The organism is Kribbella sp. NBC_00482 (assembly GCF_036013725.1).
GTDB lineage: Bacteria > Actinomycetota > Actinomycetes > Propionibacteriales > Kribbellaceae > Kribbella.
In genome coordinates this window covers 8,783,423-8,810,339 of record NZ_CP107881.1, presented here as the reverse complement: position 1 = coordinate 8,810,339, position 26,917 = coordinate 8,783,423, and the positions used below count along the sequence as shown (strand labels likewise).

The 26,917-nt window shown below is 67.7% G+C and carries 16 protein-coding genes; 11 read left to right on the top strand and 5 right to left on the bottom strand.

Annotated features, from left to right (window positions below; translation table 11 throughout):
- The first annotated feature begins 22 nt into the window (after nt 1-22).
- The 3 genes from OHB24_RS42330 (at nt 23) to OHB24_RS42320 (ending at nt 6,794) form a co-directional block, all read left to right on the top strand.
- Nucleotides 23-2,020, top strand: coding sequence for a beta-galactosidase (locus OHB24_RS42330; RefSeq protein WP_327636627.1), 1,998 nt, complete (start codon nt 23-25; stop codon nt 2,018-2,020).
- Nucleotides 2,017-4,905 (top strand): glycoside hydrolase family 2 TIM barrel-domain containing protein, encoded by a 2,889-nt coding sequence (locus OHB24_RS42325; RefSeq protein WP_327636626.1) that lies wholly within the window; start codon nt 2,017-2,019, stop codon nt 4,903-4,905. The genes OHB24_RS42330 and OHB24_RS42325 overlap by 4 nt, the downstream gene beginning before the upstream one ends.
- Nucleotides 4,906-4,982: 77 nt before the next feature.
- Nucleotides 4,983-6,794, top strand: coding sequence for an HNH endonuclease (locus tag OHB24_RS42320; protein WP_327636625.1), 1,812 nt, complete (start codon nt 4,983-4,985; stop codon nt 6,792-6,794).
- Nucleotides 6,795-7,829: 1,035 nt separating this feature from the next.
- Here the strand turns inward: OHB24_RS42320 and OHB24_RS42315 are convergent.
- The 5 genes from OHB24_RS42315 to OHB24_RS42295 are packed head-to-tail and all read right to left on the bottom strand — an operon-like array spanning nt 7,830 to nt 15,384.
- Entirely contained in the window at nt 7,830-8,297 is a 468-nt protein-coding gene (locus OHB24_RS42315) for an HIT family protein (protein ID WP_327636624.1), read from the bottom strand.
- A 2-nt stretch (nt 8,298-8,299) separates the two neighbouring features.
- Nucleotides 8,300-11,050 (bottom strand): glycosyl hydrolase family 95 catalytic domain-containing protein, encoded by a 2,751-nt coding sequence (locus OHB24_RS42310; RefSeq protein ID WP_327636623.1) that lies wholly within the window; start codon nt 11,048-11,050, stop codon nt 8,300-8,302.
- Entirely contained in the window at nt 11,047-13,476 is a 2,430-nt protein-coding gene (locus tag OHB24_RS42305; protein ID WP_327636622.1) for a glycoside hydrolase family 95 protein, read from the bottom strand. Before OHB24_RS42305 ends, OHB24_RS42310 begins: the two co-directional genes overlap by 4 nt.
- A complete protein-coding gene (locus tag OHB24_RS42300; RefSeq protein WP_327636621.1) occupies nt 13,473-14,276 on the bottom strand; it encodes an amidohydrolase family protein in 804 nt (267 codons plus the stop codon). Before OHB24_RS42300 ends, OHB24_RS42305 begins: the two co-directional genes overlap by 4 nt.
- Nucleotides 14,269-15,384, bottom strand: coding sequence for an FCD domain-containing protein (locus tag OHB24_RS42295; protein WP_327636620.1), 1,116 nt, complete (start codon nt 15,382-15,384; stop codon nt 14,269-14,271). Before OHB24_RS42295 ends, OHB24_RS42300 begins: the two co-directional genes overlap by 8 nt.
- Before the next feature lie 228 nt (nt 15,385-15,612).
- Between OHB24_RS42295 and OHB24_RS42290 the strand changes: the two genes are divergently transcribed.
- From OHB24_RS42290 to OHB24_RS42255, 8 genes are read left to right on the top strand one after another with little or no spacing between them, the layout of a single operon-like run.
- Complete coding sequence (locus OHB24_RS42290) at nt 15,613-16,866, top strand: ABC transporter substrate-binding protein (protein ID WP_327636619.1); 1,254 nt, start codon at nt 15,613-15,615, stop codon at nt 16,864-16,866.
- Nucleotides 16,863-17,732 carry a carbohydrate ABC transporter permease gene (locus OHB24_RS42285; protein ID WP_327636618.1) on the top strand — a complete coding sequence of 290 codons (870 nt, stop codon included), beginning with the start codon at nt 16,863-16,865 and terminating at the stop codon, nt 17,730-17,732. Before OHB24_RS42290 ends, OHB24_RS42285 begins: the two co-directional genes overlap by 4 nt.
- Nucleotides 17,729-18,607, top strand: coding sequence for a carbohydrate ABC transporter permease (locus tag OHB24_RS42280; protein WP_327636617.1), 879 nt, complete (start codon nt 17,729-17,731; stop codon nt 18,605-18,607). The genes OHB24_RS42285 and OHB24_RS42280 overlap by 4 nt, the downstream gene beginning before the upstream one ends.
- A complete protein-coding gene (locus tag OHB24_RS42275; RefSeq protein ID WP_327636616.1) occupies nt 18,604-20,529 on the top strand; it encodes a hypothetical protein in 1,926 nt (641 codons plus the stop codon). The genes OHB24_RS42280 and OHB24_RS42275 overlap by 4 nt, the downstream gene beginning before the upstream one ends.
- Before the next feature lie 8 nt (nt 20,530-20,537).
- On the top strand, nt 20,538-21,332 hold the full coding sequence (locus OHB24_RS42270; protein ID WP_327636615.1) for a hypothetical protein: 795 nt from the start codon (nt 20,538-20,540) through the stop codon (nt 21,330-21,332).
- Nucleotides 21,333-21,361: 29 nt separating this feature from the next.
- Nucleotides 21,362-23,221, top strand: coding sequence for a right-handed parallel beta-helix repeat-containing protein (locus OHB24_RS42265; protein ID WP_327636614.1), 1,860 nt, complete (start codon nt 21,362-21,364; stop codon nt 23,219-23,221).
- Between the two features lie 5 nt (nt 23,222-23,226).
- The gene (locus OHB24_RS42260; RefSeq protein WP_327636613.1) at nt 23,227-25,065 is read left to right on the top strand and encodes a right-handed parallel beta-helix repeat-containing protein; all 1,839 of its coding nucleotides are present in this window, start codon (nt 23,227-23,229) and stop codon (nt 25,063-25,065) included.
- Nucleotides 25,066-25,070: 5 nt separating this feature from the next.
- Nucleotides 25,071-26,903 (top strand): right-handed parallel beta-helix repeat-containing protein, encoded by a 1,833-nt coding sequence (locus tag OHB24_RS42255; RefSeq protein ID WP_327636612.1) that lies wholly within the window; start codon nt 25,071-25,073, stop codon nt 26,901-26,903.
- Nucleotides 26,904-26,917: the final 14 nt, after the last annotated feature.

Below are 26,917 nucleotides of genomic sequence, written 5' to 3'. Positions count from 1 at the left end.
TGGTGTCGGTTAGCGTTGACGCATGCTGCCGCCACATGTCGTGCTGGGGACGGCCTACTACCCGGAGTACCTGCCGCGCTCGCTCGGTGATCGGGTCCCGACCGACCTGGACCTGATGGTCGCGGCCGGCATCACCGCCATCCGTGTCGGGGAGTCGGTCTGGTCGACCTGGGAACCACGGGACGGCGTCTTCGACCTCGAATGGATCCGCCCGGTGCTCGACGGCGCCCGCGACCGCGGGATCGGCGTGATCCTGGGTACGCCGACGTACGCCGTACCGCCGTGGCTGCAACGCGCGCACCCGGAGATCGCAGCCGAGCGGTCTAGCGGTGCGCCGGTGCCGTGGGGGATTCGGCAGGAGATCGACTACGGGCAGCCCGCGTTCCTGTTCCACGCGGAGCGGGTGGTTCGGCGGATCGTGGAGCGTTGTCGCGATCATCCAGCGGTGATCGGGTACCAGGTCGACAACGAGCCCGGTGTTCTGTTGGCCCACAACGCGTCCGCGTTCGACGACTTTGTGGCTCGACTGCGTCGGACGTACGGCGACGTCGAGGCGCTCAACGAGGCGTGGGGGTTGACGTACTGGTCGCATCGGTTGAGCGACTGGTCTGAGTTGTGGCGGCCGGACGGGAACAGCACGCCGTCGTACGACCTGGCCTGGCGGCGGTTCCAGGCAGCGCGGACTTCCGAGTTCATCGGGTGGCAGGCTTCGGTGCTGCGCGGGTTGCGGCGGCCGGGGCAGTTCGTGACGACGTGCCTCGCGTACGACCGGCCGGCGGTGGCCGACGTACCGCTGACCTCGCAGCTGGACGTTGCGGCGGGCAACATTTACGTCGACGTGCAGGACGGGTTGGCCCGGCCTGGGGTTCCATCGCGGTTGGAGCCGGGGTGGATCGGGCGGAGCGTTGCCGAGCTGTTCCTGGCCGCGGATCGGATCTACGGGTCGCGCTGGGAGCCGTTCCTGGTGACCGAGACGAACGCGACGTCGATCGGCGGCGCGCACCAGAACCGGCCACCGTACGACGGGCAGCTCCGGCAGCTCGCGTGGGCGATGGTGTCGCGTGGCGCACGGATGGTCGAGTACTGGCACTGGCACTCGATCCATCACGGGGCGGAGACGTTCTGGGGCGGGATTCTCGGGCACGGGTTGGAGCCGGGGCGGGTATACCGCGAGATCGCTGCGATTGGGGCCGAGTTGGCGGCGGCCGGGTCGTCTGTAGTCGATCTGACGCCTGATGTGGACGTCGCGGTGCTCTGGTCGACCGAGAGTGACTGGGCGATGCAGTGCCAGCCGCCGTTGGCGACGCGGGGCGGTATACCGGACAAGGCGTCGTACCGGACGATCGTGGAAGCCTTCTACTCGGGGATTCTGGACGCCGGCTTGCGACCTGGGGTTGTGCCGGTCGAGCGGCTCGAGGCTGCGTTGTCGGCTCCGGTGGTTGTTGCCGCGGGGCTCTACGTGGCGTCGGATGCGGTGCTGGATCGGTTGGTCTCGTATGCGCGGGACGGTGGGCATCTGATTGTCGGGCCGCGGACCGGGTATGCGGATCTGGAGGCGCGGCCCCGTGCTGAGGTTGCTCCGCCGCGGTTGCGGGAGGCGGCCGGAATGGCATACCAGGAGTTCGAGAACCTGGAATCCGCGATGCCGGTGAGTGGTTTGGCCGGGCACGCGACGCGATGGGCGGAGACGTTGCTCGTCGACGATGCCGACGTCCTGGCGTCGTACGAGCATCCGACCGGGCGGCGGCCGATCGTCACCAGCAAGCGGTTCGGTGCTGGGCGAGTGACGTACGTCGGCACTGTGCCGGATCCTGCTTTGGCCGCGGCGCTGTATGGGGAGTCGCGGTTGTGGGCTCCGTCGGTGACTGCGCTGTCGGCGGTGAACGCGGCGGGGGAGCGCCTGTGGTTCATCCACAACTGGTCCGGTACGCCGGTGACAGTCGAGCCGCCGGTTCCTGTGGAGTCGGGGCGGGTTGAGTTGGGGCCGTGGGACGTTCGGGTGCTGAAGGAGGCGCAGTGAGGTACTTCGAGGATCTGACCCCGAGCACCGGGGCGCGCGAACCGCGGGCGTGGTTGCGGTCGTCCCGGCCGCGGATCAGCCTGAACGGGCGCTGGAACTTCAAGCTCTGGGAGAGCGCGCCGGATGGTATGCCAAAGCTCGAACCGGACTGGGGCGAGCTGACCGTTCCCGGGCACTGGGTCCTCCAGGGACACGACCGACCGCGGTATACCAACACCGCCTTCCCCTTCCCGATCGATCCGCCGTACGCGCCGGACGCGAACCCGACGGGCGATCACGTCCGCACGTTCGAGCTGCCGGCCGACTGGCCGATCGACGGTGCGGTACTGCGATTCGAGGGCGTCGACTCGTGCTTCAAGGTGTGGGTGAACGACGTCGAGGCCGGGACCGCGAAGGGGAGCCGGCTACCGAGCGAGTTCACGGTCGGGCATCTGCTGCGGCCGGGGCAGAACACGCTGGCCGTGCGGGTCCACCAGTGGTCGTCAGGTTCGTACCTCGAGGACCAGGACATGTGGTGGCTGCCGGGCATCTTCCGGGACGTGACCCTGCTCGCGCGCCCGTTGATCGACGACGTCTTCGTCCACGCGTCGTACGACCACCTGACAGGCGCGGGCACGCTACGAGTCGACGTAACGTCGGACACCGGGCCGGGCGCTATTGTGCGGGTTCCTGAGCTCGGGATGGTCGTTGAGCCTGGGGTGCCGGTGACGATCAGTGGAGTCGAGCCGTGGTCGGCCGAGCTGCCGAGGCTGTACGACGCGACGGTCGAGGTGCCGGGGGAGACGGTCGAGCTGCGGATCGGGTTCCGGACCGTGGCGATGGTCGACGGTCTGTTCACCGCGAACGGTCAGCCGTTGTTCTTCCGCGGCGTGAACCGGCACGAACACGACGAGCGGCGCGGCCGGGCTATGACGGTCGAGGCGATGCGGCAGGACCTGGTGCTGATGAAGCAGCACAACATCAACGCCGTACGGACCGCGCACTATCCACCCCACCCGGCGTTCCTGGACCTCTGCGACGAACTCGGGCTGTGGGTGATCGACGAGTGCGACATCGAGACACACGGCTTCATCTACACCGACTGGCGCGGCAACCCGGCCGACGACCCGGACTGGGCGCCGATGATGCTCGACCGGATGCGCCGGATGGTCGAGCGCGACAAGAACCATCCGAGTGTGGTGATCTGGTCGCTTGCCAACGAGAGCCACCGCGGCCGGAACTTCGGCGAGCTCGCGGTGTGGACGCGGCAGCGGGACCCGGAGCGGGCGGTGTTCTACGAGCGGGACCGGACGTACGAGTTCTCGGACTTCTACAGCCTGATGTACCCGCCGCTGGAGGATCTCGAGGCGATCGGGACGCGCACGGAGGACGTACCGGAGGAGACCGCTGAACACCCTTCGCTGGAGGCCAGGCGGCGCGCCCTGCCGTTCATCCTCGCCGAGTACGCCCATGCCATGGGCAACGGTCCTGGTGGCTTGGCCGACTACCAGCGGATCCTGGAGCGCTACCCGCGCCTGCAGGGCGGCTTCCTCTGGGAGTGGATCGACCACGGCCTGCTGTTGCCCGGCGCAACAGACCACGTGTACGGCGGCGACTTCGGCGAACGCCTCCACGGCACCAACTTCTGCATCGACGGCCTCCTGTTCCCCGACCGAACCCCGTCCCCAGGCCTCACCGAATACAAGAAGGTCCTGGAACCAGTACGCATCACGGGCCCAGACCCCCTGACCATCCACAACCACCGAACCTACACAGACACCACCGACCTCGAATTCGACTGGACCCTCGAGCAGGACGGAATAGAACTGGCCTCGGCCCACCTCCCCCTCCCCCCAATCCCCCCAAACCAATCCACCACCATCCCCCTCCCACCCGCCGCATGTGCTGGTCTAGTTTCCAGCGGAGAACGAGTGTTGACCGTGCGTGCGGTGCTGGCGAAGGACGAAGCATGGGCTACTGCGGGACATGAGGTCGCCTGGGCGCAGTTCGTGCTGAACCAACCCGCCGAGGCACCTGCTCCCTCGGGAGCTCCTGTAGTGGACACCGGGGACGTACTGACTCTCGGTGGAGGCGAGTTCGACCGCACTACCGGCAAGCTGACCCGCCTCTTCGGACAGGTGGTAGACGGCCCCGAGCTCGACCTCTGGCGTGCCCCAACCGACAACGACAACGGCCAGGGCGGCCGAAACGGCGTAACCCAGGAGTGGCGCGCCGCCGGACTCGACCGCCTGCTACACCGAGTCGACGCCGTAGAAGCGCAGGACAACGAGCTAGTCGTGCGCACAAGAGTCGCCCCCGAAGGCCTCGGCGTCAGCGTGCGTACGACGTACCACTGGACCGCCAACGACCACGGCCTCCAACTGACAATCGACGTACAGCCAGAGGGAGAGTGGGCCGGCACAGCGGTCACACCACGCTGCGGCAGCTGGCCGCGCGTCGGCGTACGGCTAACGCTCCCTGAGACGCTAGAGAACGTGCAGTGGTACGGAGGTGGCCCCGGCGAGGCGTACGCCGACAGCCGCGAGACAGCCCGAGTGGGACGCTACGTGCGCACCGTAGACGAGCTGCAGACGCCGTACGTTGTACCGCAGGAGAACGGATCCCGCATCGACGTCCGCTGGGCCGAACTGACCGATGCCAACGGCAACGGCTTCCGAGTCACCGGTACGCCGCACTTTCAGCTCACCGCCCGCCGCTGGACCACCGAAGACCTCGAACGCGCCCGCCACCGCTCGGACCTCACCCCCCACGACCACATCTACCTGAACCTCGACCTGGCCCAGAACGGCCTAGGTTCAGCCTCCTGCGGCCCATCCGCCACGCAGCACCACACCCTCGAAGTAGCGCCCTACACGTTCACCCTTACCTTCCACCCATACAGTTGAGAGCTGCATCGAATCTCCTTGAAAATAAGGGGTTCTGGCTTTGAAAACTGTCGGTGGGGGTGTCTAGGCTTTGTTGCATGGAGAAGTCGCCGGAGTTGATGAGCGATGCCGAGCTGGCGCACGCTCTTGACCAGTGCGACGCCGACCAGGCCCGGACCGAGACCCGCCGCCTGCGCCTCGTTGCGGCGATGGACAAGTCCGGGTATGCCGAACGGGTCGGTGCCCGTGACATGGTCCAGTACCTGGAGTTCCGCTACCGCCTCGACCGCTCTCGCGCCTACCGCGACGTCAAGCTGTCCCGCGCCCTCCCCAAGTATGCGGCCGTCACCGCCGCGCTGCCCGACCCCGACTCCGCTGTGGAGGACGGGGAGATTCCTGAGGTGTTGCTGCGGCCGGCGCAGGCCGAAGCAATCGTCTTCGGCCTGGAAAAGGTCCCGACCACCGTGCCGGTCGAAGACCTCGAGTTCGCCGAACAGGAACTGGTCCGCCAGGCCCGGTACCTGTCCCCGGCCGATCTCCGTGCGGCCGCCGAGCAGTCCCGCGACATCTTGGACACCGACGGCCCCGAACCCGAAGAAGACAAGGCCGCCGCCCGCGAGACCCTGACCTTGAAGACCGCCGACCGGGGAGTGAAGTTCACCGGGTACCTGGCCAACGAAAACGCCGAACTGCTCCGGACGCTCATCTTCACCGGCGCCCGCCCACACAAAACCATCGACGGTGAGCGCGACCCCCGCTCCCGCGAAAAGCGCCAAGCCGACGCCCTCACCACCACCCTCACCCTCGCCGCCACCGCCCTCGACGCAGGCACCCCCTCACCCACCATCCCCCGCCCCACCACCCCAGCAAGTCCCCCGGCAGCCAATACGCCGGAGACTGGCTCTACGGAGGCCGGTTCTACGGAGGCCGGTTCTACGGAGGCAAGGGCCGACGCGGGGAGCGGCTCGGAGGCTGGGGCGGCGCCGGGCCAGCGGCGTGATGCGGCTGCTGGTGTGGTGGCTGGTGACGTGGTGGTTGGCCAGGCCTGTGATGGGGTGGGTGGTTCGCGTGGTGGGGTCGTGGACACGGTGCCTGGGTTCGGGGCGAAGGCGAACCTGACCGTGACCATCGACCTGGAGGACCTGAAGGCGATGACTGCGGACGCGATCGGGCAGACCGTCTACAGCAACGGGCTGTCCGCAGCCGCCATCCGCCGGCTGGCCTGCGATGCGAAGGTCATCCCGATTGTGCTCGGCTCCAACTCCGAACCCCTCGACGTCGGCCGCTGCGAACGCCTGGTCACCCGCGCGATGCGCCGCGCCCTGAACACCCGCGACCGCGGCTGCGTCGTGTGCGGAGCCCCACCGGTCATGTGCGACGCCCATCACCTGATCTCCTGGATCGACGGCGGCGAAACCAAGATCTCCAACCTGGTGCTCTTGTGCCGCTGCCACCACACCGACCTACACAACGGCCACTGGACCATCACCATCACCAACGGCGAAGTCCACGTCGCCAGGCCTACCTGGGCAGACCCACCACCCCGCCATCCACACAAACCACCCGCCGACGCACCCCGGACACACGAGCCACCGGGTGAACGCCCCCTGCCCTCGGGTCTACTGGACGACGCGCCGCGGGTGGACGAGCCGCCGGGTGAACGCCTCACGCCCTCGGGACCATCGGACGATGAACTCACGTCCACTGACAACCCGACGCCCCGAAGCCCAACCCCAGCAGACGATCCGTGGGGTGAAACCGCCGCGCCAGCAGCCTCCGCGCAGGGTGTGAGACCGAGCCGCTGGCACGCCGACGACCTGACACGCGCGGAAGCGACTCGGTTCGCGGTCTGGGGCGAACGCACCCCGAACGACACCGGCGCCGGCCCGCCCTCCTTCGCCACGATCTGACTCACCGGGCGCGCACGATCCACTGGCAGGCCGGCAGCCCCATCGCGCCCGCACCGCACCGCACCGCGCCCGCCCGCACCGCACCGCGCCCGAGAGGTGCCGTGCGCGGGAGGTGGTGTGCGCGGGAGGTGCTGCGCCCGAGAGGTGCCGTGCGCGGGAGGTGCTGCGCGGGAGGTGCCGCGCGCGGGGCGTGCTGTGCGCGGGAGGTGGTGTGCGCGGGAGGTGGTGTGCGCGGGGCGTGCTGTGCGTGGGAGGTGGTGTGCGCGGGAGGTGCTGCGCCCGAGAGGTGCCGTGCGCGGGAGGTGCTGCGCGGGAGGTGCCGCGCGCGGGGCGTGCTGTGCGCGGGAGGTGGTGTGCGCGGGAGGTGGTGTGCGCGGGGCGTGCTGTGCGTGGGAGGTGGTGTGCGCGGGAGGTGCTGCGCGGGAGGTGGTGTGCGCGGGGCGTGCTGTGCGCGGGAGGTGGTGTGCGCGGGAGGTGCTGCGCGAGAGGTGGTGTGCGCGGGGCGTGCTGTGCGCGGGAGGTGGTGTGCCCGGGGCGTGCTGTGCGCGGGGCGTGCTGTGCGTGGGAGGTGGTGTGCGCGGGACGTGGGGCCTCGGCGTGTGCTGTGTCCGGCGTGTGCTGTGTTGGAGTGTGCGGTGTCTGGGGAGGTTGGTGCGTGTGGGTGGCGCCGGGGGAGGTGTTGCGCCGGTCTGGGTGCGTTTGGCATGGCTTCCGGGGCGGGTGTGCTGCACGTGAACGGTGGTGAGCGGAGAGAGGTTGTTGGAGGGTCGGGCGATCGGGAGTAGGTCAGGTGCTGACCGGCCCGCCTGCGTTGGGTTCGACTGGCCCGGGGGCGGCTGTGGGGGAGGTTCTTCGCGGCTGGGGAGGGCAGTTGCTTGAAGTGCCGTGAGCCTGCATCGGGCTAGGTCTGAACTGGGCTCAGTCGGAGCTGGGGCTTGGACGGAGGGCAGTCTGAGCTGCTCTGCCTGGAGCGGTCGGCGGATGTCGCCGGGGTCACAGGCTGTGGGGTGGGGAGATCGGGAGGCGTCGGGTTTCTTAGGTTTGGGGGTTTAGGTGGGACTGGAGGCGGTGGATGTAGGGGGCTCGTTCGGTGGGGGTGGCGGGGGTGGGTAGGTGGCGGGTGTTGTAGAGGTTGTCGTTGGGGTAGCGGGGGAAGACGTGGACGTGGTAGTGCCAGGCGTCCTGGTAGCCGGCGGGTTCGTTGTGTTGGCGGGTGGAGATTCCTTCGCAGTTGTAGGTGCTGCGGATGGCGATGGCGATTTCGCGGACGACGTCGTGGACGGCGTGGCCGGACTCGGAGGTGAGGTCGTAGAGGTTCTCGTGGTGGGCGGTGGGGACCACGAGGACGTGGCCTTTGTTGTTGGGCCACCAGCGGGAGGCTACGAAGGCGAGTGCGTGCTCACGGCGCAGCACGATGTCGTGCTGCGCCGTGAGGTGGTCCTCGCCGCCGGCGGCCAGTCGGCAGAACGGGCAGTCGTAGCCGTCGGGTGCGTGGTTGAACATGCTCAGCGTGGTACCACAAACGTGACGTAGGTGGAGTTCCCCATGCCGGAAACGCCGGAGTTGGGGCCTAGGGAGAGTTGCCCGGCGGGTACGTCGCGTTTGAAGAGGACCAGGCGCTGATCTGTGGTGCCGACTGTCTCACCAGTGCGGGTGAACGAGGACAGCCACGACGGCCACCACGCGTTCTCGCCGCGCGGGTCGAAGGCGACGTACACGGTCGCCGGCCGGGTCAAATTCACCGTCAGGTAGTCGGGTGGTGTGGTCGCCTTGGAGTCGTCGTTGGAGCCCTGTACCAAGGCCTGCCCGGTCAACGAACCAGGCAGCTCGGTGACCGTGTAGCTGCGATCCACATAGATCGGCGCGCCGACCTGAGCCTTGACCAGGTTGGTCAGCTTCTCCGGTGACTGCACCGACACGAGGTCGCTCAGCAGCGGCGGCTCGCTCCGCTTGACGCCCAGTACCCGGTTGCCGACTGTCTTGACGGCAGACGCCGGCTGGCCGGTCAGGGGAGCGAAGGTGAAGGACGACAGCGGTACGGCGACGCGCTCGAGCGTGTACGACGTACCAGGAGCTGTCCGTAGGTCGACGACGTCGGCACTGGTGGCACCGACGACAACGCGTCCGTGGGAGTCGACTACGCGGACCTGCTGGCCCGGCCAGGGGTTGCGCAGCTTCAGCGTGTCGCGGCTGCCGGACTGGATGCCGACCACGTTCGGTACGCCGTCGTGGACCTCGGTGCTGATCCGGTGCCCGCCCTCGATCTGCACGGACCCTGCGACGTCCCAGTCTTTCGGCCACGCGGGTGCGACGTGCACAACGCCGTCGTACGACTGGACCAGCGCCTCCTGCAGGCCGGTGGTCAGTACGCCGCCCCACTCGTTGTAGAAGCTGCGGTTCCGGACTGCTTCCTGGCCGGTGCGGTGCACGGTGAAGCCGTTCGGGAAGATCTGGAAGTCCGCGATCCCCTTCAGCAGCAGGCGTTTCACCTCGTCCGAGAGGCCGAGCCGGGCGGCCCAGGTGGAGTCCATGCCCCAGTCCTTGTCCTGCGGGTACACGCGTTGCCGGTATGTCGCCTGCATCAACTCGGACGTCTCGTCGAACACGCCCCACGGCCAGAGTGCCTCCATTTCCGGGTTCTGCGTGTTGTGCGACTCCTCGTCGGTACCGGACCACGCCAGCACCTCCTCACCGCCACGCTGAACGGTCCGGAACGGCGGGAGCTTGCCCACCGCGTCCCGCAACTGCTTAGCCAACGCCGTGTCTCCTCGCGACGTCGCCAGGTTGGCGACGAGCGGGAAGATGACCCGCATCGCAGCCATGTCCGGCACGGGGTCGCTGGTGTCCCACTGCACCTCCAGAGCGTTCACGTGCTCCAGGTGCAGGTAGCCGTCGGCGCCAGTGGTCATGGCGGACAGGTAGAACCGCGCCACGTCCCGCATCAGCGGATAGCTCCGGTTCAGCAGGGCTTTGTCGCCGGTGTACCGGTACTGCTGCCAGATGTTGTTCACCAGCTCCGGTCCACTCGTCAGGATCCGCCGCGTCCAGCTGGGCTCCTGCATGTTGTCGCAGCCGTCGCCAGTGCCGTCGTAGCGCATGAACTCCGGCAGGCAGAGTCCCTCGCCGCCGATCCAGTGTGTTCGTGTCCACTCGCGCATGAGCTCGGCACGGTCCAGGTAGAACTTGAAGTACGGCGAGTTGAGCTCACCGATGCCGGCACCGAGGTTCGCGGACACCAGCATCCGCAGGTTGAAGTGCCAGTACGAGTCCTGCGCCCAGTCCGCCTGGTCTCCCGACGACGAGAACATCCGCACCACCGCACCGTGCGTGCTTGGTACGTCGCCACGCATCGACGCGGCCATTGTGTACAGCTGCATCGTCCGCAGGTTCTCGACGTACTCACCGGACCCGTCGGCCGATGTGATCCGCATCGGCGCCGCCTTGTCCCAGAACGCGTGCCACCACTCGAGGTGGTGGCTGGGGGACTCGACCACGGCACGTCGCGCGGCTGCCCGCAGCTCTCCGCCGCGGTACGACGGTACGCCGACCACGAGCCGGAAACTGCCGTCCGCACGCGGCCGGAACGTCAGCCGTACCGTCAGCGGGTCCACCACCGACGCGGTGACGCCCTGGGCCTGTGCTGTCAGCGCAGCGACCGCACCGGTGATGCTGCCGGATGACTCGTCGTGGAACATCTCTGCGAGCGCGGCAATCCCATTCGCAGCACTGACCGCCGGCGTGCGACCGGCCCACAGCTTGAGGTCAGCGGTCTGCACCTGCGAAGGATCCGCCCCAGTCACCTCCAGAACGAACTGGTCGGCGTCAGCACGCACATAGGAACGCGCAGTGAGACCGCCCCCGCTCTGCACGACCTGACCGTCGTACAGCGCCAACCGGCCGCTGTAGTCGTCAGCACGCATCAGCGAGTCCAGGCCGGGTACGACGAGACGTCCGGCGGACTTGAGGTCCGGGAACGTGTCCACGCGGTTGAGCTGCGCGCCGTAGCCCTTCTCGGCCCAGACCGAAGCACCGAGCACACCGTTCCCCAGCGGCATCGCCTGGTACGGGCGCCACGCAGGGCCCTCCTGGACGAGGTCGGACCGCGACACCAGCCCTGCAGTGTCGCCCTGCAGCGCACCGTCGTGCCACGCGGTCGTCCCTTGCTCAGCAGGCGCACTACGAGCAGCTGGCACAGAGGCGGTCCCCACAGTGAGCAGTGCAGCCAGCAACGGCAGCGTCAGTCGAAGAGCAGTCACGGGCGCACCTCGATGAAGTAGTCGACGCCACGGCGGGTACGGAACTCGACAACGCCGTCCTCCGGGCGAGCGAACGCTACCGGGCCGACGGACGACTTCACGTCCACCAAAGCGCCGGTCCGCAGCCGCAGCCGGTTGCCGAGCAGCGAGCGGATCTTTGCCTTGGTCAACTTCCCGCCGGACCACGAGAACTCCAGGTCGAACCCGCCGCGGGCACGCATGCCTCGCACGTTCCCGGTCGGGAACGCCGTCGGCAGGCAGGGGAGCAGCGCGACCTCGCCGGAGTGGCTCTGCATGATCATCTCGGTGATCCCGGAGACGCCGCCGAAGTTCCCGTCGATCTGGAACGGCGGGTGCAGGTCGAACATGTTCGGCGCGGTGCGGCCAGGAGCGAGCAGCTGGGTGAGGTGCTTGTAGGCGTTGTCCGGCTCGAGCAGCCGGGCGCGGAGGTTCAGCTTCCACGCCAGCGACCAGCCGGCGGTCACGGCCGGACCGCGCAGCTCCAGCGACTTGCGGGCCGCGTCGGCGAGTTCCGGCGTACTGCGTGGTGTCACCTGGTCGCTCGGGAACACGGCCCACAGGTGTGAGATATGTCGACTCGTCTCCAGGGCGGCTTCCTCCCAGTCGATCAGCCATTCCTGGATCTGGCCGAGGTACCCGATCTGGATCGGCGCCAGCTTCGACCGCGCGTCCGCGGCGGCAGCGGCCATCGCCTTGTCGACACCCAGCACCGCAGTCGCTTGCCCGAACACCTTGAACAGGTCATGCAGGATCTCGGTGTCCATCGTCGGGCCCGCGCACATGCTCACGCCGACGTTGTCGTAGTCGTGGTGCTTGACCTCGGGGGAGTGCGACGGGCTGGTCACCAGCCACCCCGTCTTGGCGTCGGTCTGCAGCTGGTCCAGGAAGAACTCCACCGAGCCACGCAGAACGGGGTAGTACTTCCGCAGCATCTCCAGGTCGCCGGTGTACTCGTACCGCTCCCAGAACAGCAGCGACAGCCACGCACCGCCGGTCGGCCAGACCCCGTAGTACGCGAAGTCGACCGGAGCAGTTCCGCGCCAGCCGTCCGTGTTGTGGTGCGCTACCCAGCCGGGTGCGTCGTACATGGCGGCCGCGGTACGGGCGCCGGACTCGGAAAGCTCCTTGGTCATCTGGAACAGCGGGTCCCAGCACTCCGCAAGGTTGGCCGGACCGGCCGGCCAGTAGTTCATCTCGGCGTTGATGTTGAGCGTGAACTTGGACTGCCACTCGGGCAGCATCTTGTAGCTCCAGATGCCCTGCAGGTTCGCGGGCTGGCCCGGCGTGCGAGAGCTGGAGATCAGCAGGTACCGGCCAAACTGGTAGTACAGCGCCGCCAGTTGCGGGTCGCCGCCGTTGCGGAACGCTATGACCCGCTGGTCGGTCGGCAGCGCGATCGAGTCCGACGTACCGAGGTCCAGATCGAGGCGGCCGAAGAGCCGCTGGTAGTCCTCCACGTGCCGGTGTCGCAGCGCGCCGTACGCCGGGCGCCCGATCGCGGCCAGTGGTGCTACGGCGCGAGCGACCTGGTCCGCGCCGACGTCGAGGTAGTTGCGGTAGCTGGTACCGACCGAGAACAGCAGCGTGACCTCGTCGGCGCCGGCGACCGAGAGCTTGCCGTCAGCAACCGTCGTACTGCCGCCCTCGGTGAAGGCTCGGAGCAGCGCGCAGAACTTGACCGAACCGGTCAGCCCCTCGGCGTCGCCGCTGATGCCGTTGAGCGCCAGGGTCTGCTTGTCGTACGCCGCAGGTGTCGCGGCCTGCTCCGTGCTGTACGTCGCGTCGAACGTGAGCGCCCCGCGCTGGCTGGCAGTCAGCCGCATCACCAGGACCTGGGCGGGATGGCTGACGAACACCTCCCGCGTGTAGCGCACCCCTGCGTGCTCGTAGCTGACTGACGTGATCGCTGTGGTCAGGTCGAGCTCCCGCCGGTACGCCGTGACCGCGGTCGCGTCGATGCCCGGAAAGGCCAGCGAGAGGTAGCCGACCGGCTGGTACTGCATCTGCTCGGTCGGACGGCCCATGAAGTGCTCGTCGGCGAGGTTCTGCGCGTCGAGGTACTTCTCCTCGGCGATCAGCCGGCGGATCTCCGGCAGGACGTCCTTGCCGATCGGGTCGTCGTACTGGTGTGGACCACCGGCCCAGATCGAGTCCTCGTTCAGTTGCAGCTGTTCGGTGGCGGTGCCGCCGTACACCATGGCGCCGAGGCGGCCGTTGCCGACGGCAAGTGCCTGGAGCCACTCGGTGGCCGGCTGGGTGTACCAGAGCTTGAGCGGGTTGGTGTCGCTGCCCGGGGTGGCTGCGGCGGTGGCGGTCAGGGGATTGGTGAGTGAGCCGGCGACGACTGCGGTGCCGGCTGCGGCGCCGGCAGTCCTGAGGACCTGACGGCGGGTGTACTCGGTCATGGGGCGGTCTCCCTGGAGCGGTAGATGCGCTGGGCGGTGCCACGGAACACGTCGTTGTGCGTGGCGGGTGGCAGCAGTGCGGTGGTACGGCGGATCACCTCGGCGCGGGTGGCGGCCAGCGTGCACACGGGCCAGTCCGAGCCGAACAGCAACCGTTCACTGCCGAAGAGTTCGAGGGCGACATCGACCAGTGCGCGGAGGTCGTCGGTCGCGAGGTGGGCGGTGCCGGAGAGCTTGACGGTCACGTTCGGGCACTCGGCGAGGGCCTGCATTCCGGACCGCCACTCGGCGGTCGCAGCTGTCGGGTTGCCGAGGTGGTCGAGTACGAGACGGGCGTCCGGTACGGCGGAGGCTAGTCGAGCGGCGCCTATCAGGGCGGAGGGGCGGAGCAGGAGGTCGATGGCGAGGCCGGCGTCGGCGGCGGCCCGCACGCCGCGCAGGTGCGCGGGAGTTGTCAGCAGGTCGGGGTCGGTCTGGTCGACCGGTGGACTGCGCACGCCGACGAGGAGCGGGTCGTCGGGCAGGCGGTCCGGGAAGTCGAGCAGGTCGAACCAGCCCACCACACCAACCACAGCCGGGTTCCCCTGAGCCAGCGCCAGCAGGTCACCCACCTCAGCCGGATCAGCATCAGCCTGAACAAGCACAAGGTCGGAAGGGCCCACGACGCCCGAGAGGTGGGGCGGGTTGGGCGGGTCGCACAGGTCGAGGAGGGTGAAGTCGCGGCGGAGGGGGTGGTTGGCCCCCAGCCAGGGGAGTTGGCGTTGGGTCAGGTCCCAGACGTGGACGTGGGCGTCAAGCATGGCGGCCGGCTGGTCTCGTGATGGAGCTTTCGCCGCGGGCATGGGCGGCGAAGAGGCGGGCGGAGTCTTCGGGGTCGGTCCCGGCGAGCACCTCGATCAGGTCCAGGTGGCGGCGTGCCATCAGGCCCCAGTCACCCGCGTACATCGCGTTCGACACCACCTGCAGGCTCCACAGCGCCGGCTCCAGCGTCCGCCACACGCGCAGCAGCATCGAGTTGCCGCTGGTCGCCAGCACCTGCCGGTGGAACCGCAGGTCGGCCTCGCGGAACGCGCCGATGTCGTGGTGGCCGGCCGCCTCGATCATCCGCTGCACCTCGATCCGGAGCAGATCCAGCTCCTCCTGCGGCGCGTGACCGGTCGCCCGGCGCGCTGCCGCGGACTCGAGCAGCACGCGGACCTCCCGCGCCTCCCGGGCCTCGACCTGCGAGATCTCGGTGACGAAGTTCCCCAGCCGCGGCCGGTACGTGACGAGTCCTTCGTGCGCCAGCCGCCGTACCGCTTCCCGGGCCGGGGTCTGGCTGGTGCCGAGCACCCGGGCGATCTCGGACTCGACTACGCGCATCCCGGGCGCCAGCTCGCCGGACAGTATCCAGCCGCGGATCGCCTCGTACACCCGATCGGACAGCAACTCTGTGTCACCGGACAGCGGCGGAGCGGGATGGCTGGTCGCCACGGCTATTCCAGCACTGGAGCGGTAGTGCTGGACCTCCTCCCGGCGCCGCCGCGAGACCGTCGACTGCGAGACGCCGTACGCCGTCGCCAGTTCGCGGGTTGACTGGCGATGTCCGGAATCGGCCATCGATGTTGTAGCAACGGCTCCTAATTGCACCCGGTCGACCATCCGCGGCCGTCCGCTGCGCATCCCGTCGTCGAGACCGGCCATGCCCATCCGGAGGAACCTCCGGCGCCATTTGCCGACCGTGCCCGGGGTGACCTTGAGCAGGTCCGCGACCGCCTTGTTCGAGCGTCCCTCGGCGCTGGCCAGCACGATCCGGGCCCGCAGCCGCATCGCGGCACTGGTCCGCGGGGCGGCCGCGAGCTGGCTGAGCGCAGTCCGCTCGGCCACCGACAGTGTCAGCGGTGACTTCGGTCTTCCGGCATCGGGCATGGCTGCATGGTGACCCGGTTCACAACGTTCTGCCAACCCCATATGGTGCGGACTTCTGACTCGGAACGTCCACTTTACCGTTTAAACGTTGACACTTGAGCGTCGCACTCTGCATCGTCACTCGATAACGACGCCCGGCCGCCCCCGACGCCGGGACGATCCGAGGAGGACCCGGAAATGGCTCGTTCGCTACGACGCAAACCAGGACACACAGCGGGACGCGCTCCAGTGCGCACGCTGGGCCTGCTGACATCCGTCGTGATCCTGGTGGGCGCGGCGGGCTGCGGCGGCGGCTTCAGTGACGACAAGGGTGCTGCTGGTGACAGCACCGGCGAAGTGCGGATGCTGGTCAACATCACCCCCAACCTGACCAAGAGCTACTGGGAGGGCCTGATCAAGCCCTTCGAGGACGCCAACCCGGGCGTCGACGTGAAGATCGAGGCGCCGACCGGTTCGGGTGTGAAGGACACGCTGCCGCAGCTGCTCGCGGCCGGCAACGCGCCGGATGTCGTCGAGACGCTGATGGCCGACAAGGTGCTGGCACCGCAGATGCTCGACCTGACCGACCAGGCGTGGACCAAGGACACGCCGCTGGTCGAGCAGGCCTCGCTGGACGGCAAGGTGTACACGGTCGGTGTCGGCCAGCAGGCCCAGTCGCTGGTGTTCTACAACAAGGACGCCTTCACCAAGGCCGGCATCAGCGCCCCGCCGAAGGACCTGGACGAGCTGACCGCGGCCATGGGCAAGCTCAAGGCGGCCGGCTACCTGCCGCTGCAGACGGCCGGCGACTACGTGACCGGCCTGCAGTTGCTGCAGCTCAGCGACCCGTCGATCGCCACCAAGTACCCGGACTGGTACCAGCAGATCAGCTCCAAGCAGGCCAAGGTCGGCGAGACGATGCTGCCGCTGCTGGAGCGCTACCAGTCGTGGATCAAGAACGGGTACGTCGACAAGAACGCACTCGGTCTGAAGGACGTCGGCGCGCAGACCAACTTCCTGTCCGGCAAGGCCGGCATGTACATCATGGGCAGCTGGTTCGTGCGGACCGCCGACGACGCGAAGCCGAAGTTCGACCTCGGTGTGTTCGCGGCGCCGACCGAGGCAGGGCAGCCGTCGCCGGGTCCGCAGGGTGTCACGATGGCCGCGCCGTACATGGTGCTGAAGTCGACCAAGCAGCGGGACCTCTCGATCAAGCTGGTGCAGTGGCTGGTCACGGACAAGACCGCCGTGCAGAGCCAGCTCGCGCAGGACGGCAACTTCCGCAAGGGCTACACCGACAACCTGTCGCCGCTCGGCAAGCAGGTGCAGGACATCCTCGACCAGGCGCCGAAGCAGGTAGCCCAGGGCGAGGGGTACGGCGCCAACACGCTGCCGCAGGGCTTCAACGGTGAATGGAACAAGGCGGTCCAGAGCCTCTACACGGGGAAGAGTGCGAAGGACGTCGCTACCCGCATCGACAGCTGGATGGGCTCGAAGTCGTGAGAGCCCGTCTGACGACCCTCAGTATGGTCGGCCCGGCCCTGGTGCTGTTCGTCGTCATGCTGGTCGTCCCGGTCTGTCTGTCGCTCTACCTCAGCCTGACCGACTGGGACGGCTACAGCGCGAACCCGGCGTTCGTGGGCCTGAAGAACTACGTCAGCCTGACGCACAGCGCCGAGGCGATCCGGGCGGGCTGGGTGACGCTGCTGATCGCGGCTGTCGGCACTGTCCTGCTCAGCGTGTTCGGACTCGGGTTCGCCCTGCTGGTGAACGGTGCGTCCCGGCTGAACGCGTTCTTCCGCATCGTGCTGTTCTACCCGCACGTGCTGAGCGCACTGGTCGTCGGCTTCCTGTGGAGCGCAGTGCTCGGTACGTCGGGTGTCGTCAACGGCTGGCTCACGTCGAAGGGCGCCGAGGTACTGCCGTTCCTCTCCGACCCGAAATGGGCTCTCGTGAGTCTGATCGCCGTGCTGGTGTGGGCCGGGTTCGGTGTCAACGTGGTGCTCTACCTGGCCGGGCTGCAGACGGTGTCGAAGGACCTGCTCGAGTCGGCGCGCATCGACGGTGCGTCGAAGCGGCAGACGTTCTTCAACGTCACGCTGCCCGCACTGGCGCCGGTGGTGACGGTGAACCTCGTACTGTCGCTGGTGACGCTCCTGAAGACGTACGACCTCGTCGTGTCGCTGACAGGAGGTGGCCCGGCTGGGTCCACTCAGACCGCGGCGTACCTGATCCTGTGGGACTCGTTCCACAACAACGCGCTCGGGTTCGGCTCGGCGCAGAGCGTCGTGCTGATGGTCATCACCGCAGGTCTCGCCCTGACCGTCGCTCGGCTGCGAGCGAGTGCTGACCGAGGAGTGCAGGGATGAGCGCGCTCCGGATGCCACGGGTGGCCAGCATGCAGTTCAAACCCTTCAGGACAAAGGGCTGGGGACGGATCGCGTTCCTGGTCGTGACCAGCGTGCTGATGCTGGTGCCGATGTACCTGCTGATCATCAGCGCGTTCAAGTCGCAGCAGGACATCCTGCAGCACCCGTTCTCGCTGTCGCCCGACCAGCTGACCACGGAGTACCTGCGGAAGGCCGCGACGAACCCCGACTTCAACATCCTCAAGGGGTACGCCGTCACGATCCTGTTCGTGGTGTCGGTGAACCTACTGTCCGTGGCACTGGCCGGCCCGGTCTCTTACGTGATCGCGCGGCGCAGCGAACGCCGCTACCGGATGCTCCTGCTGCTGTTCGTGGCCGGGACGTTCATCCCCAGCCAGGTGCTGGTGATCCCGGTCGTCTACACGCTGAAGTTCCTCGGGCTGATGGGCACCATCCCCGGGTTCGTGCTGTTCGAGACCACGCTGACGCTGCCGTTCTCGATCTTCCTGTACGCCGGCTACATCATGACGATCCCGGCCAGCCTGGACGAGGCGGCCGCGGTCGACGGGGCCGGCAAACACCGGGTGTTCTGGTCGATCGTGTTCCCGCTGATGAAACCGGCCGTGGTGACGATGGTCATCCTGAACACCTTCTCGGTGTGGAACGACTTCGTGAACCCGCAGATCATCCTCGGCCCGGGCAGCGGTCTCTACACCGTGACGACCGGCGTGTACGCCGCGGTGAGCCAGTACTCCACCGACTACACGGTGGTCTTCCCGACGCTGCTGCTCGCAGTGGCTCCGTTGCTGGTGGTCTTCGTGCTGCTCCAGCGGCACGTGATCAGCGGCCTGACCGCGGGAGCGACCAAAGGATGACACCGACAACCGAGCCGATCGTCGCAGAGATACCGATAGGCGCACCGCCGGCCTGGGCGATCATGCAGCGCCGCCTGTTCGACGTGATGGACGAGGGCTGGTGGCTGTTCCGCGAACGCTACTGCCTCCCCGACGGCAGTCTGCGGTACGCCGGTCCCGTGCAGAGCCGGGACGGTGCGGACGACTTCTACGAGGCCTTCGTGAACTGGCCGGTGCTCTACCAGCTCGGCGGCGCGGACGACCTGATCGACGTGTCGAAGTGGCACTGGGAAGGCGTCACCCGGCAGCTCACCGACCTGGGGTTCCTGGTCGACGAGTTCGAGCGCGGGTACGACTGGTTCCACATCGGCGAGTCGATGATCTTCTTCTACTCGCTGTGCGCGGCCGACCCGACGGACGAGGTGTTCCGGGAACGCGCGTACCGGTTCGCCGAGCTCTACCTACCGGGTTCGCCGGCGTCCAACTACGACCCGGCGACCCGGACGATCCGCGCGCCGCACAACGGCGCCGGCGGTCCGCGGTGGGGCATCAACGACGAGTGGCGGACGTTCGGCGCGAACCAGGAGCGGATGCGGATCTTCGGGCTGCCGCTGTCCGGCGTACCCGGGATCAGCGGTTGGGACGATCTGAAGGACCCGGCGAACGCGGACCTGATGGGTGCGGAGATGATCCGCCGACTCGGTGCTGGTGACACCGCAGTCAACCTGGCGGCGACGACGCTGACCGCGAACGCCTGGCTGTACGACCACAGCGACCGGTTCGCTGATTGGACGCTGGAGTACCTGGACGCGTGGGAGGAGCGGGCCAAAGCGAACGGCGGCGTGCTGCCCGACAATGTGGGCCCGAACGGCATCGTCGGCGAGCTCCACGACGGCCGCTGGTACGGCGGCAAGTACGGCTGGAACTGGCCGCACGGTGTCTACAGCGTCGGCTCGGCCGCCTGCGTCGCGGCGTTGAACGGCGTCGTACTCACGGGTGACTCGAAGCGGCTGGACTTCGCACGGCAGCTGCTGGACCACCTGTACGAACGTGGCGTCAGCGGTGCCGTCGACGAGACCGACATGAGCATCCGGGACCGCTGGGAGGCCGAGCTGGGGGACGACTGCGCCAACCCGACCTTGCTGATCCCGAACCGGCACAGCGACGACGGGTGGTTCGACTACCAGCCCCCGCAGCTGGGACTGCCGATGTGGTTGTGGCAGGCCTCCTTCGAGTCGGGTGACCGCGACCGGTTGAGCAAACTGCGTGAGAGCAGCGGCTACGACTGGCGTACGGTCCGGGACTTCCGCAACAAGGAGGACGCCGGCCACGAGGCGCCCTGGCTCGCCTACCTGGCCGGGGACAACCCGGGCTACCCGGAGGCCATGCTGGGCGTCGCATTGTCGCAGGTGCAGCGCCGGATGGACCTGATGGCCGTTGACACCGTCGACCCGGCAGAGATGAACATCCACCACTGGCAGCGGCACAACCCAGTCGCCACCGAGGCGCTGCTACAGCTGACCACAGGTACGCCGCAGCTGCTCTACAACGGCGGTCTGCTGCCACTGCGCGTGCTGTACCTGGACGCGGACCGCGGCCGTCCCGGTCTGCCACCTGACGTCGCCGCACTGGTCGACACAGTTGAGCCGGACCGGACAGGTCTACAGCTGGTCAACCTGTCCGCGACCCAGACGCGCCGGGTGGTCGTACAGGCCGGGAGCTTCGGCACCGACCGGATCGACGAGGTCACGTTCTCCACCGCCACAGGTGAGTACCCCGGCCCGTCCCCGGCGTACACCTCGACGCCGCCCACACCGGGCAGCCGCACAGTCGTTGTCGATGGCAACAGGCTCGAGGTGACGATGCCGCCAGGTCGGACCATCCGGCTGGACCTTCGCTTGACCCGAAACATCTATCGCGCCGCACATCTGGCGCTTGACTGAGGAGATATATGAGCAGCACGGAACAAGCTCCGGTGACGCCTGTCTGGGACCTGCCGGTGCGCGGCGACACCCCGCCGTCGCCGGATCCGGACCTGGTGTCGCGGTTGTCCGAGATCGGGTCGGCCACCGCCTGCGCCCGGTTGCACAACCAGGGCATCCGCCGGACCTTCGTCGACGGTCCGACCAGCATGTTCCCCGGCAAGAAGGTGGTCGGCCGCGCGCTGACCCTGCAGTTCATGCCACAGCGTGAGGACATCGCCGACGGGCAGAGCCAGGAGTACATCGAGCGCAGTACGGCGTTGTGGGCCGTGCTCGACGAGATCCAGCCCGGCGACGTCCTGGTGGTCCAGGCGTACGGCAGCCACACCACAGGCTGCTTCGGCGACATGCTGGTCCGCTACTTCAAGCTCCGCGGCGGGGCCGGCATCGTCGTCGACGGCCGGATCCGCGACGTACCGCGGGTGTCGGAGCTCGACGTCCCGATCTGGTCCACCGGAGCCACCCCGCACTACGCGTCCCAGTCCGAGCTGTTCCCGTGGGCGTACAACGTCCCGGTGGCAGTCGGCGGCGTACTGACGCTGCCGGGGGACCTGGTGCTCGCCGACGACGACGGGGCCGTCGTCGTACCCAGGCAGCGTGCGGAGTCCGTCATCCAGGCGGCCGCCGAGCACGACGAGTGGGAGAAGTTCAGCCGGCGCCGCATCGACGAAGGCGCCCCCTTGCGTGACTACTACCCCCTGACCCAGAAGACCCGTCTCGAGTACGAGCGCTGGCGCAGCCAGAACGGCAACGCCGGCGACTGATCCCTCCCTGAGAGAGGACCCCGCCCAACATGTCCAAACGAACCAGGCGTACGACGCTCAGCGTCGGCGCCGGGGTGGTCGCGGCTGCCCTGGTGACCGTCGCGGCCGTCCAGTTCAACGCCCAGCCCGCAGGTGCTGTCGACTGCAAGACCTTCTGGGTCGCAACCAACGGCAACGACTCCGCCAAGGGCACCGAGAAGAGCCCGTGGAAGACCGTGACCCGGGCCCGTGACGAGATCCGGAACAAGGACCTCAACGACCGGATGAACTGCGACATCACCGTCAACCTCAAGGCCGGCGACTACCCGGTCGCGTCCACGATCGACCTGAACGAGCAGGACTCCGGCAAGAACGGCCACCGGGTCGTGTACCGCAGCGTCGACGGCCCCGGTAAGGCGCAGCTCCAGGGCGCCGAGGAGATCACCGGCTGGACCCCGACCGAGAACGGCATCTACAAGGCCAAGTTCGACGCGTCGAAACCGTTCTACACGCTCTTCGAGGACGGCAAGCGCGCGACCAACGCCCGCTACCCGAACCGGGGCAGCGACGACACCTGGTCGCCGTACATGACGTCGATCCTCTACGAAGAGGACAAGATGGACGTCCGCAACTGGCTGTGGGGCAACCCGGGGGACTGGGACCCGACGTGGGACATGAGCCAGGCGTCGGTGACGATCTGGTCCGGTGGCTCCTGGTCGTGGTTCACCGACACCATCCCGCTGCTGGACACCAACTTCAAGAAGACGCAGACCACGCTGAAGTACTGGACCCGCTATGCGATGGTCAACAGCCGTGGCGGCTCCCGCTACTTCTTCCAGAACTCGCTGAGCTTCCTGGACCAGGCGGGGGAGTACTACGTCGACAACAAGGCCGGTGAGGTCTACTACAAGCCACGCGCCGGCAGCATGGACGGCGTCAAGGTACTGCGGCCGACCGTGAAGACCGTGCTGAACCTGGCCGGCAAGTCACCGCAGGACCGGCTGCACGACGTCACGTTCGACGGGATCGGTGTGCAGTACTCCGACTTCGTCAGCTGGTACCGCAACGGCTGGGTGGCCGGCGGTGACGCGGGCGTCGAGCACAAGTACCCGGAGTACGACCGGCAGATCGAGATGCCGCGGAACCGGTTCGGCGCGATCACGCTGACCAACACGAGCAACATCGACCTGAGCCGGCTGCACCTGTCCGACACGGGCTTCACCGGCATCTACCTGCTGTTCGCCAACGACCACACCAGGATCACCGACAGCCTGCTGGAGAACATCGGTGCCGACGGCATCAAGGTCGAGGGCGGCTGGCCGGGTGAAGGCGACCTGAGCAACCACCACACGATCTCGAACGTGTTCATCGACCACATCGGTGAGCTGGTCCCGGGTGACTCGGCAGGCGTCGAGCTGATGGACACCGGCAACAACACGGTGACCAACGTCGAGGTGAAGCACAGTGCCCGCTACGGCATCAGCCTGGAGTCGCGGCCGGAGGTTAAGGACGGCGACCAGTACGCGAGCGGCAACACGTTCAAGTACATCAAGCTGGACGAGATGGGCCTGGACAGCGGCGACATGGGCGCGTTCTACACGTACGGCGTCGACAACCAGGAGCCGCACCCGGTGCAGAACACCGTCGACCAGTTGGTGATCGGTGACGTCATCCCGGACCCGTCGATGCCTGACGCCGGCGGGACCCGTGGTGTGCACATGGACGCCGGCGGTTGCGGGTTCGCGTTCAGCAACGTGCAGGTCGGTCAGGTGACCGACCAGAAGTACCAGTCGTACCAGTGCAACGAAGTGACCAACGCCGACTGGGTCGAGGGCTTCGACGCGTCGAAGATGGAGTACGACAAGATCGGCGTACTGCCCACCTTCCCGTACGACGTCGCGGGCCGGTGACTCCGATGCCACGTTTCGCAGCGGGAGTGCTGGCCGGTCTGGCCCTTCCTGCTCTTGTCCTCGGAGGCGGGGTGGCGGCGCGAGCCGCCGCCCCGGCGGGCCAGGACAACTGCAGCTCGTTCTGGGTCGCCCCGGACGGCGACAACAGGGCACCCGGAACCGAGTCGAAGCCCTGGAAGACGATCGAACACGCACGGGACACCTTGCGGATCAGAGCGCATGCCGGGTGCACGCCGGTGGTGAACCTGCGGGCGGGCACCTACCAGGTCGACAAGACGATCACCTTCGACGACCGGGACTCCGGGGTGACCTACCGCAGCGTCGACGGTCCGGGCAAGGCGGTTCTCGACGCGGGGCGGGAGGTCACCGGCTGGGCGCCGTACAAGGACGGCATCTTCAAGGCGAAGGTCGACGTCGACCAGCCGTTCTACACGCTGTACGTCGACGGCGAGCGGGCGACCACCGCGCGGTACCCGAACCGGCGCTCCGACGACGAATGGGCGCCGTACCTGACGTCGGTCCTGATCGAACCGGAGAAGGAGGCCATCCGGGACCAGGTGGGCTTCACCGAGGGCGACTGGGACGAGACCTGGAACCTGGGCAGCTACACCGACTGGCCGGCCCAGGTGATGATCTGGTCGGGCGGCTCGTGGAGCTGGTTCACCGACACGGTCCCGATCAAGAACCCGGACTGGAAGGACAACAAGGTCACACTGGACTACTGGACCCGGTACGCGATGATGAACTCCCGGTCCGGTTCGCGGTACTTCGTCCAGAACTCGCTGGACCTGCTCGACGCCGAGGACGAGTACTACCTCGACTGGGCGAACAAGGAGCTGTACTACAAGCCGCGCGGCGGCACGATGGACGGCAAGCGGGTGCTGCGCCCGACGCAGACCCAGGTCCTGTCGCTTGGCGGTGCGACCCCGTCGCGGCGCCTGCACGACATCGCGTTCGACGGTGTCGGCATCGCGAACACCGACTTCATGCAGTGGTACCGCTCGGGGTGGATCAGCGCGGGTGACTCCGGCCAGCCACACAAGTACAAGGAGTACGACCGGCAGATCGAGATGACCCGCAACCGGTTCGGCGCGGTCACCCTGACGAACACCCGCAACGTCGAGCTGACCGGGCTGCACCTGCGTGACACCGGGTACCACGGCGTCTACCTGCTGTCGGCCAACGACCACGTGACGATCGCCGACAGCCTGCTGGAGAACATCGGTGCCGACGGCATCAAGGTCGAGGGACCGTACCCGGGCGAGGGCGACGTCGCGAACCACAACACGTTCACCAACCTCTACATCGACCACGTCGGCGAGCTGGTGCCGGGCGACGCGGCCGGGATCGAGCTGATGGACACCGGGAGCAACAAGGTCTCGCACGTGGTCGTGAAGCACAGCGCGCGGTACGGCATCAGTCTCGAGGCCCGGCCGGAGGTGAAGGACGGCGAGGGCTACGCGCTCGACAACGAGTTCTCCTACATCCGGCTGGAGGAGACCGGCCTGGACAGCGGTGACATGGGTGCGTTCTACACCTACGGCATCGACAACCAGGAGCCCCATCCGGTGCGGAACACGGTGAAGCAGGTGGTGATCACCGACGTACTTCCGGACGCCTCGATGCCGGACAGCGGCACGCGGGGCGTGCACATGGACGCCGGCGGCTGCGGGTTCAGCTTCTCCGACATCGAGGTCGGGACGGTGACCGACGACAAGTACCAGTCGTACCAGTGCAACGAGGTGACCAACGCGAACTGGGCGGCGGGCTTCGACCAGGGGCGGATGGAGTACGACAAGATCGGCGTACTGCCGTCCTTCCCGTACGACGTGGAAGGACGGTGAAGCGGATGAAGCTCCTTGGCGGAGTGGTCATCGGTGTTGCCCTGGCAGTCATCGGCGCCGGCACGGCGCTGGGTGCCGGGCCGGAGAAGGACGCCGCCGCGTGTGACGGGTTCTGGGTGTCGCCCGACGGCAACGACTCTGCCCCGGGGACGCAGCGGAAGCCTTGGAAGACCGTCGAGCACGCGCGGGACGCCCTGCGGATCAGGGCACACGCCGGCTGCAACACGGTCGTGAACCTGAAGGCCGGGACATACCAGGTCGACAAGACGATCACGTTCGACGACCGCGACTCCGGCGTCACGTACCGGAGCGCGGACGGGCCGGGCAAGGCCGTCTTCGAAGCGGGGCGGGAGGTGACGGGCTGGACGGCGTACAAGGACGGCATCTTCAAGGCGCCTGTCGATATCAGCCAGCCGTTCTACAGCCTGTACGCCGACGGCAAGCGCGCCACGACGGCCCGCTACCCGAACCGGGAGTCCGACGAGAAGTGGGCGCCGTACCTACGGTCGATCCTGTTCGACCCGACCAAGGAAGCGGTGCGCGACCAGATCGGGTTCAACACCGGTGACATCGACCCGTCCTGGGATCTCCGGCTCGGTACGTCGTGGCCCGCGCAGGTGACGGTGTGGTCGGGCGGCTCGTGGTCGTGGTTCACCGACACGATCCCGATGCTCGACATCAACTTCACGAAGAAGCGGACCACGCTGGTGTACCCGGCGCGGTACGGCTTCATCAACTCCGGCGGCGGCTCGCGGTACTACGTGCAGAACTCGCTCAGCCTGCTCGACCAGGCCGGCGAGTACTACCTGGACTACCCGGCGAAGACGCTGTACTACAAGCCGGCCGGCGGCACCATGGACGGTGTCAACGTCTACCGGCCGACGCAGACGCAGGTGTTCTCGATCGAGGGCGCATCGCCGAACCGGCGGGTGGAGAACCTGACACTCGACGGTCTGACCATCCAGCACACCGACTTCATGGACTGGTACCGGTACGGCTGGAACGGGACGGGCGACTCGGGCAACAAGCACAAGTACCCGAAGTACGACACCCAGATCGAGCTGCCGCGGAACCGGTGGGGTGCGATCACGCTCACCAACACGCGCGGGGTCAAGCTGACGAGGCTGCACATCCAGCAGACCGGGTTCACCGCGATCGAGTTGCTGTTCGCGAACGAGAAGACCACGGTGTCGGACAGTCTGCTCGAGCATCTCGGCAACGACGGCATCAAGATCGAGGGCGGCTGGCCCGGCGAGGGTGATGTTGCCCATGGCAACACGTTCACCAACAACTACATCCACCACATCGGCGAGCTGGTGCCCGGCGACTCGGCCGGCGTCGAGATCATGAACAGCGGCGGCAACGAGGTCAGCCACACCGTCGTCGAGCACGGCGCCCGGTACGGCATCAGCATCGAGTCGCGGCCGGAGATCCCGAACGCGGACAACTACACCGGCGGCAACACGGTCAAGTTCGTCCGGCTGTCGCATCTGGCCCAGGACAGCGGCGACACCGGTCCGTTCTACGCGTACGGCGTCCGCAACGAGCCGCCGTACACGCCGGACGCGTCCGTGTCGCAGCTGATCATCGACGACGCGAACGCCGATCCGTCGATGCCGGACGCGAAGCCGTACGGCGTGCACATGGACTTCGGCGGCTGCGGGTTCGCGTTCTCGGACATCAAGGTGACCAACACCGAGAGCGACCCGTACCACGGGCCGTCGGCCGGACCGTGCGACACGTTCGCGAACGTGAGCTGGGAGGCCGGGTTCGACGATTCCAAGATGCAGTACGACCAGATCGGCGTACTGCCTTCGTTCCCCTACGAGAAGCCCTGAGGTCCCGGAAAGAC

Bases quoted from the DNA above. Each gene is read 5' to 3' on its own strand.
- OHB24_RS42330 (WP_327636627.1), top strand. From the start codon at position 23: ATGCTGCCGCCACATGTCGTGCTGGGGACGGCCTACTACCCGGAGTAC.
- OHB24_RS42320 (WP_327636625.1), top strand. From the start codon at position 4,983: ATGGAGAAGTCGCCGGAGTTGATGAGCGATGCCGAGCTGGCGCACGCT.
- OHB24_RS42315 (WP_327636624.1), bottom strand. From the start codon at position 8,297: ATGTTCAACCACGCACCCGACGGCTACGACTGCCCGTTCTGCCGACTG.
- OHB24_RS42305 (WP_327636622.1), bottom strand. From the start codon at position 13,476: ATGACCGAGTACACCCGCCGTCAGGTCCTCAGGACTGCCGGCGCCGCA.
- OHB24_RS42300 (WP_327636621.1), bottom strand. From the start codon at position 14,276: ATGCTTGACGCCCACGTCCACGTCTGGGACCTGACCCAACGCCAACTC.
- OHB24_RS42295 (WP_327636620.1), bottom strand. From the start codon at position 15,384: ATGCCCGATGCCGGAAGACCGAAGTCACCGCTGACACTGTCGGTGGCC.
- OHB24_RS42280 (WP_327636617.1), top strand. From the start codon at position 17,729: ATGAGCGCGCTCCGGATGCCACGGGTGGCCAGCATGCAGTTCAAACCC.
- OHB24_RS42275 (WP_327636616.1), top strand. From the start codon at position 18,604: ATGACACCGACAACCGAGCCGATCGTCGCAGAGATACCGATAGGCGCA.
- OHB24_RS42270 (WP_327636615.1), top strand. From the start codon at position 20,538: ATGAGCAGCACGGAACAAGCTCCGGTGACGCCTGTCTGGGACCTGCCG.
- OHB24_RS42265 (WP_327636614.1), top strand. From the start codon at position 21,362: ATGTCCAAACGAACCAGGCGTACGACGCTCAGCGTCGGCGCCGGGGTG.
- OHB24_RS42260 (WP_327636613.1), top strand. From the start codon at position 23,227: ATGCCACGTTTCGCAGCGGGAGTGCTGGCCGGTCTGGCCCTTCCTGCT.
- OHB24_RS42255 (WP_327636612.1), top strand. From the start codon at position 25,071: ATGAAGCTCCTTGGCGGAGTGGTCATCGGTGTTGCCCTGGCAGTCATC.